The sequence below is a fragment of the Tardiphaga sp. 862_B3_N4_1 genome (genome assembly GCF_051811085.1).
In the GTDB taxonomy this organism is placed as follows: domain Bacteria; phylum Pseudomonadota; class Alphaproteobacteria; order Rhizobiales; family Xanthobacteraceae; genus Tardiphaga; species Tardiphaga robiniae.
This window is the reverse complement of the sequence record NZ_JBPWQB010000002.1, coordinates 1,666,459-1,679,043: the sequence shown is the minus strand read 5'-3', so window position 1 is coordinate 1,679,043 and position 12,585 is coordinate 1,666,459. Positions and strand designations below refer to the sequence as shown.

The 12,585-nt window shown below is 62.2% G+C and carries 11 protein-coding genes and 1 tRNA gene; 5 read left to right on the top strand and 7 right to left on the bottom strand.

Annotation, left to right across the window (positions count from 1 at the left end):
- Nucleotides 1-101: 101 nt before the first annotated feature.
- Complete coding sequence (locus AB8B02_RS25235; RefSeq protein ID WP_158596735.1) at nucleotides 102-641, top strand: MarR family winged helix-turn-helix transcriptional regulator; 540 nt, start codon at nucleotides 102-104, stop codon at nucleotides 639-641.
- A gap of 27 nt (nucleotides 642-668) precedes the next feature.
- Here the strand turns inward: AB8B02_RS25235 and AB8B02_RS25230 are convergent, their stop codons facing one another.
- From AB8B02_RS25230 to AB8B02_RS25205, 6 genes are read right to left on the bottom strand one after another with little or no spacing between them, the layout of a single operon-like run.
- Nucleotides 669-1,358, bottom strand: coding sequence for a response regulator (locus AB8B02_RS25230; RefSeq protein ID WP_439060283.1), 690 nt, complete (start codon nucleotides 1,356-1,358; stop codon nucleotides 669-671).
- Nucleotides 1,355-4,075 (bottom strand): DUF4118 domain-containing protein, encoded by a 2,721-nt coding sequence (locus AB8B02_RS25225; protein ID WP_439065461.1) that lies wholly within the window; start codon nucleotides 4,073-4,075, stop codon nucleotides 1,355-1,357. The genes AB8B02_RS25230 and AB8B02_RS25225 overlap by 4 nt, the downstream gene beginning before the upstream one ends.
- A 40-nt stretch (nucleotides 4,076-4,115) precedes the next feature.
- Nucleotides 4,116-4,718 (bottom strand): K(+)-transporting ATPase subunit C, encoded by a 603-nt coding sequence (locus tag AB8B02_RS25220; protein WP_439065460.1) that lies wholly within the window; start codon nucleotides 4,716-4,718, stop codon nucleotides 4,116-4,118.
- Nucleotides 4,719-4,729: 11 nt separating this feature from the next.
- Complete coding sequence (gene kdpB, locus AB8B02_RS25215) at nucleotides 4,730-6,856, bottom strand: potassium-transporting ATPase subunit KdpB (RefSeq protein WP_439065459.1); 2,127 nt, start codon at nucleotides 6,854-6,856, stop codon at nucleotides 4,730-4,732.
- A gap of 20 nt (nucleotides 6,857-6,876) precedes the next feature.
- On the bottom strand, nucleotides 6,877-8,580 hold the full coding sequence (gene kdpA / locus AB8B02_RS25210) for a potassium-transporting ATPase subunit KdpA (protein ID WP_439065458.1): 1,704 nt from the start codon (nucleotides 8,578-8,580) through the stop codon (nucleotides 6,877-6,879).
- Nucleotides 8,581-8,608: 28 nt separating this feature from the next.
- Nucleotides 8,609-8,698, bottom strand: coding sequence for a K(+)-transporting ATPase subunit F (locus tag AB8B02_RS25205; RefSeq protein WP_081421711.1), 90 nt, complete (start codon nucleotides 8,696-8,698; stop codon nucleotides 8,609-8,611).
- A 380-nt stretch (nucleotides 8,699-9,078) separates the two neighbouring features.
- Between AB8B02_RS25205 and AB8B02_RS25200 the strand changes: the two genes are divergently transcribed.
- From AB8B02_RS25200 to AB8B02_RS25190, 3 genes are all read left to right on the top strand, one after another.
- Complete coding sequence (locus AB8B02_RS25200) at nucleotides 9,079-9,537, top strand: hypothetical protein (RefSeq protein WP_439065457.1); 459 nt, start codon at nucleotides 9,079-9,081, stop codon at nucleotides 9,535-9,537.
- A 114-nt stretch (nucleotides 9,538-9,651) separates the two neighbouring features.
- The gene (locus tag AB8B02_RS25195) at nucleotides 9,652-10,575 is read left to right on the top strand and encodes a 2-dehydro-3-deoxygalactonokinase (protein WP_439065456.1); all 924 of its coding nucleotides are present in this window, start codon (nucleotides 9,652-9,654) and stop codon (nucleotides 10,573-10,575) included.
- Nucleotides 10,572-11,207, top strand: a complete 636-nt coding sequence (locus AB8B02_RS25190; protein WP_439065455.1) for a 2-dehydro-3-deoxy-6-phosphogalactonate aldolase — start codon at nucleotides 10,572-10,574, stop codon at nucleotides 11,205-11,207. Before AB8B02_RS25195 ends, AB8B02_RS25190 begins: the two co-directional genes overlap by 4 nt.
- Before the next feature lie 149 nt (nucleotides 11,208-11,356).
- Here the strand turns inward: AB8B02_RS25190 and AB8B02_RS25185 are convergent.
- A tRNA-Leu gene (locus tag AB8B02_RS25185) sits at nucleotides 11,357-11,443 on the bottom strand.
- 163 nt (nucleotides 11,444-11,606) lie between these two features.
- Between AB8B02_RS25185 and AB8B02_RS25180 the strand changes: the two genes are divergently transcribed.
- Complete coding sequence (locus tag AB8B02_RS25180) at nucleotides 11,607-12,575, top strand: complex I NDUFA9 subunit family protein (protein WP_231078606.1); 969 nt, start codon at nucleotides 11,607-11,609, stop codon at nucleotides 12,573-12,575.
- Nucleotides 12,576-12,585: the final 10 nt, after the last annotated feature.

Sequence of the window (12,585 nt, the reverse complement as noted above, 5' to 3'; positions counted from 1 at the left end):
ATCAAAACGCACTGGTTCCAACTTGTTTGTGCGTAACGCCGCCGCTATACGACTCATAGGTGTGCGGGGACCTGATGGCGATTAAGAGCAAATCACGTAAAATGAAGGTAGAACCGACGATTTCGCGGCCACAATTGATGGTCGACGGATCGGATCGGGCTTTCCGTCAATTTGTCCATGACACATTGGCGTTTTCGGCGCGGCTTCAGGCTGTGCGCGGGCAACTCGGCGCAGTGATCGGCCTGTCCGGCACGCAATACACTGTGCTGATCGCCATTGCTCATTTGAGCGGCACGGATGAGAAGATCGGCGTCAATCAGGTCGCCGAGCATCTGCACTTCAGCGGCGCGTTCATTACAATCGAGATCAACAAGCTGGTATCAAACGGCCTTGTTGAAAAAGAGACCGATGAGGAAGATCGCCGCCGTGTCATTCTGACCATCACGCCGAAAGCGCGCGCGCTGCTCAATGAATTGGCACCCGTTCAGCGTCCGGTGAACGATATGCTGTTTCGCAGCATGTCGGCTGCGGATTTCGAGCGAACGCGCAAGCTGATGTCGGAGATGGTGGACGCCGCCGACGAGGCGATCCGGCTGCTGGACTACAACGCACCGGCATCGGTCGCCCGGCAGACCAAATAACCTGCTGTTTGACGGCTTTGTCGTTAGCTATTCTCCGGCGCGCAGCCGGTAGCCGATACCCGTTTCGGTCAGGACGAATTGCGGGCGCTCCGGATCGAGCTCGATCTTTTGACGCAGCTGGCGGACATAAACGCGCAGATATTGCGCGTCGGTGAGCTCGTCCCACAATTCCTTCAGCAGAAACCGATGGGTCAGCACCTTGCCGGCATGCTGCACCAGGACCCGCAGCAACTCATATTCCTTTGGTGACAGTTTCACCTCACGGTCACCCACCTTGACGATGCGGCGCACCAGATCGACCGACAATTCCCCGGAGCGGAATACCGGCCGCTCGCCATGAACCTGTAGCTGATGCCTGAGCGCAGCCCGCATGCGCGCAAGTAACTCATCCATGCCGAACGGCTTGGTGAGATAGTCGTCGGCACCGAGATCGAGCGCCTGTACCTTGCCAGCCTCGTCCCCGCGGCTCGACAGCACCACGATCGGCACGCTGTCATCGCGGGCACGAATCATCTGCAGCAGATCGTGGCCCTGGATGTCCGGCAGGCCGAGATCAAGGATGATCACGGCCGGTTTCTCCGCCAGTTTCTCCAGCGCGATCTTGCCGTTGCTGGCCTCAAGGATGTCATAGCCCTGGGTGCTGAGGCCCATGCGCAGCAATTTGCGGATCGGCGGCTCATCATCGATAACCAGGACCTTGATGGCGGCGGTGTTCATGCGGCGGTGTCCAGAGCTTCAGAGGCCGGCGGGATGGGAAGGCGGATGGTCAGCACGGCGCCTGATCGGTCGGCGCGATTGGTGGCCGAAATGGTGCCATGCATTGCCTCAACAAAGCCCCGGGAGATCGCAAGGCCGAGGCCGGTGCCCGCCCGAACGTGATCGCCCTTGTTGGCGCGATAGAATTTATCGAACACCTGCTCGAGATCGGCGGGTGGAATGCCTGCCCCCTCGTCCGTCACCTGCAGCGAGACTGAGTCCGCATCGCGTATGGCCCTGATCGTGATGGTGGTGTCATCCGGGGCATATTTCGCGGCATTATCAAGCAAATTGAACAGCACCTGCTCGAACAGGACCGCATCGAGCTCCAGCATGGGCAGGTTTGGCGCCAGATCGAGCGCGACGCGATGCCTGCTGAGGATCTTGCCGGCCCGGCGCAGCGCGCTGCCGACGATCTCCGCGAGATCCTGCAGCGTTGCATTCGGCACCACGGCACCGGACTCCAGTTTGGTCATATCCAGCAGATTAGCGATGAAACGGTTCAGCCGCTCGGATTCGTCGATCACCGTGCCGAGCAGATCGGCCTTCTCGGCCTCGCTGAGCTTCGACGATAGATCGCGCAGCGTGGAAGCCGCACCGAGCACGGAGGCCAGCGGCGTCTTCAGATCATGCGAGATCGAGGTCAGCAGAGCCTGACGCAGCCGGTCAGATTCGACGTTGCGCTCGGCGCGGTCCATGTCTTCGACGAGCTGTACGCGCTCGATGGCGAGTGCGCTCTGATCCACAAGCGCATCCAGCAACCGGCGCTGGTCGGGTGTCAGCAATGGCCCCGTGCGATCATCGTCGATGCCGATCACACCGATCGGTCCACGACCGGTCCGCATCGGCAGAAACAGCCGCTTCGCACCGGGCAATGTTTCAGAGCCACGACCGGCGGGGCGATCATTGCTCCAGGCCCAGTTGGCAGCGGCCAGATCCGCCTTGTCCAATTCGTCCTCAGGCGGATATCCGGCCTTGACGGTGATCACACCCTGCTCCGGCAACAGCAACACAACCCGCACCTTCAGCATCAATGCGATCTGATACGCGCTCGCCCACAGCACGTCGTCAAGCGCCGCCGTACCCGCGAGTTTGCGGCTGAACGCATAGAGCGACTCGGTTGTGCGCACACGGCCAAAGGCCGAGACGGCCTGGGTGCGCACCCGCGCCGCGACATTGGACACGAGAATGGCGATCAGCATGAAGAAGAAGAAGGCCGCCACATTGGTCGGATCGGTGATGGTAAGCGTATAGACCGGTGGCAGGAAGAAAAAATTATAGCTCAGCGATGCCACGACGCTCGCCAGCAGCGATGGCCAGAGACCAAAGCGCACGGCGACGCCGACCACGGCGGTGAGAAACATCAGATCGACATTCTCGATCCCGAAGATCGGACGCAGCAGCGTTGCGGCCCCAAGAGCCAGCGCCACGACTGCCAGCGCCGCAATATAGGGCTTTGCATCGAACGGCTCGACGCGATCGGTCATCTGCGCACGTTTCGCAGCCGGCTCCGTTGGCAACGCATCGCCGGCGATCACATGCACACTGATATTGCCGGCGCGCCGCACGAGATCATGCACCACCGAACCGCGCACCAGCTCGAACCACCACGACCGTGATGCCTTGCCAATCACAATCTGGGTAACGTTGTTGGCATGGGCATAACCGAGCAGATCGTCGGCGATGCGCCGGCCTGCGCCCGGAATCGTCAGCGCGTCGGCGCCAAGTGCCTCGGCAAGCCGCAGCGTATCGGCCAGCCGGTCGCGCTGTTCTTCGGTGAGTTGAAGGCTGCGTCGCGTCTCGATGCTGACCGCCGTCCACGGCGCGTGAAGCCGATCCGCGAGACGCTTGGTGTAGCGCACCAGCCCGGCTGAGCGCGGGTCCTCACTGATACAGACCAGAATGCGTTCGCCGGCAGCCCACGGGCCGGCAATGGCATTGGCCTGCATATGCGTGAGCAATTGCTCATCGACCCGGTCGGCCGTGCGGCGCAACGCCAGCTCGCGCAACGCCGTGAGATTGCCGGGCGAGAAATAATGTTCCAGCGCACGCTCGGCCTGTTTGGGAACGTAGACCTTGCCTTCCTTCAGGCGCTGGATCAGATCGTCCGGGGTGAGGTCGATCAGCTCGATGGCGTCGGCACGATCGAACACCGAATCCGGCACGGTCTCGCGCACCCGCACATGGGTGATCTGGGCGACCACATCATTCAGGCTTTCGATGTGCTGGATATTGACTGCCGTGTAGACGTCGATCCCTGCGGCCAATAATTCCGCGACGTCGAGATAACGTTTTGGATGCCGGCTGCCGGGCGCATTGGTATGGGCGAGTTCATCGACCAATGCGATCTGCGGGCGCCGCGCGATCAGCGCATCGAGGTCCATCTCCTCGAGGACCTGACCCTTGTGATCGATCCGGCGCCGGGGAATGACTTCAAGACCCGTGAGCAGCGCCTCGGTCTCCGCGCGGCCGTGAGTCTCGACGACACCGACCACCACATCGACACCCGCCTTGCGCCTGGCATGGGCGCTTTGCAGCATCTCGTAAGTCTTGCCGACGCCGGGAGCGGCGCCGACAAAAATCTTCAACCGCCCGGCCGCACCTTCCTCGCGCCTCGCTGTTTCCAGCAAGGCTTCAGGCGAAGGTCGTTGATCGGGATCGCGGCGCTGATTTGCCATAAGGCAATATAGTCTCCGCTACGGCTGCGGCCTAGACGGCCTACTTCAGTGCGGCGTCCAGCGCGAGATTCAAGGCAAGAACGTTAACGCGTGGTTCGCCTAGCAGACCGCCGAGGCGGCCTTCGACCTTATCTGTCACCAGCTGGCGAACGCGGTCCTCCGGCAGCTTGCGCGCCTTGGCGACGCGAGGCACCTGAAACAGCGCACCCTCCGGCGAAATGTTCGGGTCGAGACCGCTGCCCGAGGTGGTCACGAGATCGATCGGCACCGGCATCGACGGGTTCTCTGCCTTCAGTTTCTCGACGTCCTCCTTCACGCGGTCGATCAGCGCCTTGCTGGTCGGGCCGAGATTGGAGCCCATCGAGTTGATGGCATTGTAAGGCTGCGGCACCGTCTTTGTGGAATCCTGCGGGTCGGGACCCAGGGTCGCCGACGGGCGGCCGTGGAAGTATTCCTCACCCTTGAATTCCTGACCGATCAGGGACGAGCCGACAACCTTGCCGTCCCGTTCGATGAGGCTGCCTTGCGCCTGGTTCGGCATGATCGCTTCAGCGACGCCCGTCATCGCGAGCGGGTAGCCGAGACCGGTGATGGCCGTGAGGCCGAGCAGCAGAACGATGGCTGGGCGAATTTCTCTCAACATAATGTAGCTCCTCAAACCAGGTGCAGGGCGGTGACGACGAGGTCAATCGCCTTGATGCCGATGAACGGAACGATGATGCCGCCGAGGCCGTAGATCAGTAGGTTGCGGCCGAGCAGTGCGCCGGCGCCGATCGGGCGATAGGCGACGCCTTTCAGGGCGAGCGGGATCAGCGCAATGATGATGATCGCGTTGAAGATGATGGCCGACAGGATGGCGCTCTGCGGGCTCGCCAGCTTCATGATGTTAAGCGCTTCAAGCTGCGGATAGAAGGCGAGGAAGATCGCCGGGATAATGGCGAAGTATTTCGCCACGTCATTGGCGATCGAGAACGTGGTCAGCGCACCTCGCGTCATCAGGAGCTGCTTGCCGATTTCGACGACCTCGATGAGCTTGGTCGGATTGGAGTCCAGATCGACCATGTTGCCCGCCTCGCGCGCCGCCTGCGTGCCGGTGTTCATCGCGACGCCCACATCGGCCTGCGCCAGTGCCGGCGCGTCGTTGGTGCCGTCGCCGCACATCGCCACCAACTTGCCCTTGGCCTGCTCGTCGCGGATAAGCTGCAGCTTGTCCTCGGGTGTCGCCTGCGCCAGGAAATCATCGACGCCGGCTTCGGCTGCGATGGCTGCAGCGGTCATCGGATTGTCGCCGGTGATCATGATGGTGCGGATGCCCATGCGGCGCAGTTCGGCGAAACGCTCACGGATGCCGCCCTTGACGATATCCTTCAGATGGATGACGCCGAGCAGCTTGCCATCGCGCGCAACCGCCAACGGGGTGCCGCCGCCCTTTGCAATCTCGTCGGAGATCGCCTGGATTTCACGTGCCGTGTCCGACGACATCGCGGCCGGCTGCATCGCACGCACGGTGTTGCCGGACGCCACGGCGAACGACGCGCCACCGTTGACGTAAGCGAGTATCGAATCCACCGCTCCCTTGCGGACCGACGAGCCACCGGCATCGACACCGCTCATTCGGGTCTGTGCGGTGAACGGCACGAAAGTCGCTGACAGTTCGGCCATGTCGCGGCCGCGGATGCCGTATTTCTCCTTGGCCAGCACGACGATGGAGCGGCCTTCCGGGGTTTCGTCCGCGAGCGATGCAAGCTGCGCCGCATCGGCGAGTTCCTGTTCGATCACGCCGCGCACCGGACGGAAGGCTGTCGCCTGACGATTGCCGAGCGTGATGGTGCCGGTCTTGTCGAGCAGCAGCGTATCGACGTCGCCGGCAGCTTCCACCGCACGACCGGACATCGCCAGCACGTTGAAGCGCACCAGACGATCCATGCCGGCAATGCCGATCGCCGACAACAGCGCGCCGATGGTGGTCGGGATCAGGGTCACGAACAAAGCCACCAACACCACCACCGAGATCGAACCACCAGCATAAGCCGCATAGCTCGGGATCGTCACCGTGGCGAAGACGAAAATGATGGTGAGGCCGACCAGCAGGATGTTCAGTGCGATCTCGTTCGGTGTCTTCTGCCGCTCGGCGCCTTCGACCAGCTTGATCATGCGGTCGATAAAAGTCGAGCCTTGCGCCGCGGTGATGCGGACGCGAATCCAGTCGGACAGCACCTGCGTGCCGCCGGTCACCGCCGAGCGATCGCCGCCGGATTCACGAATGACAGGTGCAGACTCGCCGGTGATCGCCGCCTCATTAACTGAAGCCACGCCTTCGATCACTTCACCGTCGGACGGGATGTTGTCGCCGGCTTCCACCAGCACGACATCGCCGACCTTCAGGCTGGTGCCCGAGACCATGCGGTAGCTCTTGTCGCCGCTGTCGCTGCCGGTGAGCAGCTTGGCCTGGCTTTCGGTGCGGGTCTTCTTCAGCGATTCCGCCTGCGCCTTGCCGCGCCCTTCGGCGACGGCTTCGGCAAAGTTGGCGAACAGCACCGTGAACCAGAGCCAGAGGATGATCTGGAACGCAAATCCCAGATCGCTTCCGCCGGTGATGACGTTCTTGATGAAGATCACCGTGGTGAGTGCGGCGACGACCTCGACCACGAACATCACGGGATTCTTGATCATCAGCCGCGGATCAAGCTTTTTGAAAGCCGAGCCGATGGCTGGGATGACAATTTTCGAATCGAGCATGGCCGAGACCGGCACCCGCTTCTGCAGTTTCAACGTTTCCATGGACATAACTCCAAATCCGATCAGAACAGGGTGCTGGCGGTCATCGCGAGGTGCTCGACGATCGGCCCGAGCGCGAGTGCCGGGAAGAAGGTGAGACCGCCGATGATCAGGATCACGCCGATGACGAGGCCGACGAACAATCCGCCGGTGGTCGGCAAGGTACCGGCCGAAGCCGGAATCGACTTCTTCGCGGCCAATGATCCGGCCAGCGCCATGGCGGGCACGATCATGAAGAAGCGACCGACGAACATCGAACTCGCCAGTGTGAGGTTGTAAAAGAAGGTGTTGCCGGTGAGCCCGCCGAAGGCCGAGCCGTTATTGCCGGTGGCTGAGGTGAAGGCGTAGAGCACTTCGGTGAAGCCATGCGGCCCAGCATTGGCCATGGAGGCCACGGCCGAGGGCAGCACCACCGCCACCGCGGTCCAACCGAGATACATCAGCGGCAGGACGAGAATGGCAAGCATCGCCATCTTTACTTCGCGCGCCTCGATCTTCTTGCCGACATATTCCGGTGTGCGACCGACCATCAGACCAGCGACGAAGATCGCCAGTACGACGAACAGCAGCATGCCATAGAGACCGGCACCGACGCCGCCAACGATGATCTCGCCGAGCTGCATATTGATCAGCGGAATCATGCCGCCAATCGCTGTAAACGAGTCATGCATCGCATTGACCGCACCGCAGGACGCCGCCGTGGTGATGACCGCGAACAGGCTGGAGGCGACGATGCCGAAGCGCAGCTCCTTGCCTTCCATATTGCCGCCGGTGAGGCCGAGTGCATTCAGGCCTGTGGTGCCCGAGGCTTCGGCGCCATAGGTGACGGCAACGCCGGTAATGAACAGCACACCTATCACGGCCAGAATCGCCCAGCCTTGCCTGGGGTTGCCGACCATGCGGCCGAACACATTGGTCATCGCCGCACCCAGCGCGAAGATCGAGATCATCTGGATGAAGTTCGACAGCGCCGTCGGGTTCTCGAACGGATGCGCCGCATTGGCGTTGAAGAAGCCGCCGCCATTGGTGCCGAGCATCTTGATGGCAACCTGCGACGCAACGGGGCCAACCGCGATGGTCTGCTTCGCACCTTCAAGCGTCGTCGCATCGACATAGGCGCCGAGCGTCTGCGGCATGCCCTGCCAGACCAGGAACAGCGTGTAGACGATGCAGATCGGCAGCAGCACATAGAGCGTGCAACGGGTAATATCGACCCAGAAATTACCGATGGTGCGCATCGACGACCGTGCGAAGCCGCGGATCAGTGCCACGGCCAATGCGATGCCGGCCGCCGCCGACAGGAAGTTATGTACCGTCAGACCCAGCATCTGGGTCAGATACGACATGGTGCTTTCGCCGCCGTAGTTCTGCCAGTTGGTGTTGGTGATGAAGGAGATCGCGGTGTTGAAGGAGAGATCTTCGGCGACCGCGGACTGCCCGGCAGGATTGAACGGCAGCACGGCCTGCAGCCGCATGATCGCGTAGAGACCGAGGAAGCCGACCACATGAAACAGCAGCATGGCAACCGTATAGGTCAGCCAGTGCTGCTCACGTTTCTCGTCGACGCCACCGATCCAGTACAGACCGGCTTCGACCGGCCGCAGAATCGGAGAGAGGAACGTACGCTCGCCGTTGAAGACTGATGTCATGTAGCCGCCGAGCGGCTTCACCAGCGCGAGAACCACCGCGCAGTACAGAGCAATTTGAATCCAGCCAATCATTGTCATGTCAGTTGACCTTTTGAGGTGCGCGCGCTCAGAACCGCTCGGGTCGCAGCAGCGCGTAAGTGAGGTAGATCAGCAATGCCGCGGACACGAAGCCGGCGAGCGTGTAATCGAAAATCATGATGCGCTCCTCACAGCCGCTCGCAGGCATAGGCGTAGCCCAGGGTGAGAATGAAAAAGCCGAGCCCGAGGGCCAGCATGACGACGTCCAGCATGGAATGCTCCTGATGCAATGACTGCGGCGACACGGAGCAAACGGCTCGCGCGCCCGATGCACGATCAGGTGCCATTCAGGACGTAGGTTTTCGAGATGAGGCCAGCAGCGAACTTATAGGAATCTCATAAAGACGCAGGGGAGCGCATGCGCGTGCGCCGTTAGTCCTCGGGTGCTTATGCAGCCTTTATATCTTCGTGCCCGAAGCTGCCTCGTATTCAAATGACGGACTACGGATATTGCATGATGCGGTCTTCCGAAGATCGCGCTGTTCATGGAGACCCGTCATGTCGTTCATCTCGATTCAGCGAACGCCCCTTTCCGATGCGCCCTCCGAAACGGCTCCGCTTGACGCTACGAGTTTCACCGCGATCTGCCTCGCCGCCTGCAAGCGCCTGCCGGCAATGCGCCGCACAGCGGAGGCCCAGCGCCTCGATCGCCTGGTCGCTGCCGGCGCCTGGACCGATGCCGCGCTTGCCCTGATCGCGATCGAACTGCCGCGGTGGCAACTGCGTCGGCTCGCTTATGACGAAGGTGAATGGCATTGCGCTCTCTCGAACCAGCGTGACCTTCCTGACTGGTTGGACAGCACCGTCGAGACGCATCACCCAGACATGGCGATGGCGATCCTGGATGCATTTCGCGCTGTTGCTAGCCGCGGAGGCACGCCGCATCTGACGCAAGCGCCCGTGCGCGCGATCCAACCCACCGATTCCGAGCCGATGCTGTGTGAGAATTACTCTTGAGCGAAGAGGGGCGGTGCTAAATGCTGTAGCCCGACCGCCGCGAACAGCCTTCCAAGAGTGAAGCTTTCGGCTATGCTCGGCACAAATTCGTGCCATGACAAGCCAGAGCAAAACGTGACAGCAGACAAACCGGCTTTCGTCGCGGTCGATTGGGGCACCAGCAGCTTTCGAGGCTGGTTGATGACCGCCGATGGCAGCGTGCTTGCGGAGACGCGCGGGCCTGAAGGCATGCTGCATTGCGCGGCCGCAGGCTTCGCTCCGGTGCTCGCTGATCATCTTGCCAAACTTGGCGGAATGCAGAACCTGCCCGTGTTGATCTGCGGTATGGCCGGCGCACGACAGGGCTGGATCGAGGCGCCCTATCTGCACACACCGACACGCCTCGACGCCTTGCACGACGGTGCGCAGCGTGTCGACACGCAAGGCGACGTGCGTATCCTGCCCGGTATTGCCCAGGCCGACGCCGCGGTGCCCGATGTCATGCGGGGTGAGGAGACGCAACTGCTCGGCGTGACCGAGCCCGGCTTCACCGGTCTGGTCTGCATTCCCGGCACCCACAGCAAATGGGTATGGATCGAGTCCGGCAGCGTGGTGTCATTCACGACCTATATGACCGGCGAGCTCTTTTCGGTCATCACTCAACACAGCATCCTGAAACACGCGGTGGATCACGACGCACCGTCGCCCGCCGCGAATGACGCGTTCCGCGATGGCCTGCAATGCGCGCTCGATGCGCCGACGGGCCTCACCGCCTCGCTCTTCAGCCTGCGCGCGGCGCAACTGCTCGGCTTCCAGCAACAGACCGACGGCGCGGCGCGCCTGTCGGGCCTCCTGATCGGCACGGAAATCGCCGATGCCGGATCGCGCTATGGCACGCGGCATCCGGTACGCCTGATCGGCGCCGGCGCGCTCAAGGATCTCTATGCGTCGGCGCTTGCAGCTGCCGGCTTCGAGGTCGCCATCGTTGATGCCGAACGCGCGTCGCAACACGGCCTGACCAAGGCCGCAATCCATCTGTGGGGAGCTCAGTTCACATGAACCAGCCAATCCGTTGGCCCTCCGTGAAGCGTCCGCTCGTCGCCATCCTGCGCGGCGTGCAGCCCGACGAGGTGGAGAGCATCGTCGAGACGTTGATCGATACCGGCTTCGAGCTGATCGAAGTGCCGCTGAACTCGCCCGATCCGTTCGAATCCATCGCACGGATCTGCAAACGATTTGGCAACGACACCCTGATCGGCGCCGGCACCGTCCTCACCGCGAATGACTGCGCCCGCGTCGCCGATGTCGGCGGGCGTCTGATGGTGAGCCCGAATGTCGATGTCGATGTGCTGGCGATGGCGGTGAGCCGCGGCATGGTCACGATGCCCGGCGTGTTCTCGCCGACCGAAGCTTTCCTCGCGCTCCGCGCCGGCGCATCCGCCCTGAAATTCTTTCCGGCATCGATCCTCGGCCCGTCCGGCATCGCCGCCATTCGCGCGGTTCTGCCCAGGGATGTCGTGATCGGGGCTGTTGGTGGTGTTTCCGATCGGAATTTCGCGGACTATGTCGCCGCCGGCATACAGGCCTTCGGTCTTGGCAGCAGCCTGTATCGGCCCGGAATGAGCGCTATCGAAGTGAAGGCGACCGCACAGGCTTCTGTCGCGGCCTATGATCAGGCGATGGCCCGTTAGAAACAGGGTGCAATGTCTGTTCGCGGTTGGCGCGCGCTTCGCGGCGGCGGCAAGGCAGAAACACCTCCGCGCCCGCACGCATTGACCGCGCAGCCTCAAACTGTCAAATTCATTGAATTGCTCTGAATATCAGAGACTTAGGAGCACCGTGGTGCCCAGGAAAGGACTCGAACCTTCACGGCCGTTAAGCCACTGGCACCTGAAGCCAGCGCGTCTACCAATTCCGCCACCTGGGCACGTGCGAGGCACGTGGCGCGGTTAGTAGGGGGCCGTTACGCGCTTGTCAAATTGCTTCGTTCAATTCCAAATCCGCTGTACAGGCCTCGCGCGTTGGCGTATCGCGAATTGGTCTAAATTCCCCCGTTTTGCCCTTGCATGACTGACTCAAGGAACTGATCCATGGCTGCCCCCATCGACACCCTCGTTACGGTTTTCGGCGGATCCGGCTTCGTGGGACGCCATGTGGTCCGCGCGCTGGCCAAGCGCGAATACCGGATCAGGGTCGCCGTGCGTCGGCCGGAACTGGCCGGCCATCTGCAACCGCTTGGCCGTGTCGGACAGATCAATATCGTTCAGGCCAATTTGCGCCACCCCGCCTCGATCAAGGCCGCGATGCGCGACGCCAGCATCGTCGTCAATCTGGTGGGTATCCTGACCGAAAGCGGCGCGCAGACCTTTGATGCCGTGCAGGCGCGGGGCGCCGGCGCGGTGGCGCAGGCCGCCGCCGAGATCGGCGCGCGGATGGTGCAATTTTCAGCCATCGGCGCCGATGCCGATTCCGAATCGGCCTATGCCCGTGCCAAGGCAGCCGGCGAGCAGGCCGTGCTGGCGGCTGTGCCTTCCGCGACCATCCTGCGCCCATCGATCGTGTTCGGCCCCGAGGATCAGTTCACCAATCGATTTGCCAATCTCGCCCGGATGGCCCCAGTGATGCCGGTGTTCGGCGCCACGACCAAGATGCAGCCGGTCTATGTGGGCGATGTCGCCCAGGCTGCGGCCGATGCCGTCGACGGCAAGACCAAGCCGGGCGCCACCTATGAACTCGGCGGTCCGGAAGTGCTGACGATGAGTGAAATCATCGACATCATCCTCGCGACCATCGAGCGCAAGCGCATGACGCTGCCGGTGCCGACGGCCATCGCCAAGCTACAGTCCTATTTCCTGCAATTCGCCCCGGGCGACTTCAAACTGACGCCGGATCAGGTCGCCATGCTTGGTGTCGACAATGTGGTGTCGGAAGCCGCCAAGATCGCTGGTCTGACGCTGGATGGCCTGGGTATTGCCGCTGATTCGCTAGAAGCGATTGCGCCACAATATCTCTGGCGCTTCCGAGCCACCGGTCAGTTCGCACATAACGGCATAAACTGACGATATCGTC

Bases quoted from the DNA above. Each gene is read 5' to 3' on its own strand.
- AB8B02_RS25235 (WP_158596735.1), top strand. From the start codon at position 102: ATGAAGGTAGAACCGACGATTTCGCGGCCACAATTGATGGTCGACGGA.
- AB8B02_RS25230 (WP_439060283.1), bottom strand. From the start codon at position 1,358: ATGAACACCGCCGCCATCAAGGTCCTGGTTATCGATGATGAGCCGCCG.
- AB8B02_RS25225 (WP_439065461.1), bottom strand. From the start codon at position 4,075: ATGGCAAATCAGCGCCGCGATCCCGATCAACGACCTTCGCCTGAAGCC.
- AB8B02_RS25220 (WP_439065460.1), bottom strand. From the start codon at position 4,718: ATGTTGAGAGAAATTCGCCCAGCCATCGTTCTGCTGCTCGGCCTCACG.
- kdpB (WP_439065459.1), bottom strand. From the start codon at position 6,856: ATGGAAACGTTGAAACTGCAGAAGCGGGTGCCGGTCTCGGCCATGCTC.
- kdpA (WP_439065458.1), bottom strand. From the start codon at position 8,580: ATGACAATGATTGGCTGGATTCAAATTGCTCTGTACTGCGCGGTGGTT.
- AB8B02_RS25205 (WP_081421711.1), bottom strand. From the start codon at position 8,698: ATGATTTTCGATTACACGCTCGCCGGCTTCGTGTCCGCGGCATTGCTG.
- AB8B02_RS25200 (WP_439065457.1), top strand. From the start codon at position 9,079: ATGTCGTTCATCTCGATTCAGCGAACGCCCCTTTCCGATGCGCCCTCC.
- AB8B02_RS25190 (WP_439065455.1), top strand. From the start codon at position 10,572: ATGAACCAGCCAATCCGTTGGCCCTCCGTGAAGCGTCCGCTCGTCGCC.
- AB8B02_RS25180 (WP_231078606.1), top strand. From the start codon at position 11,607: ATGGCTGCCCCCATCGACACCCTCGTTACGGTTTTCGGCGGATCCGGC.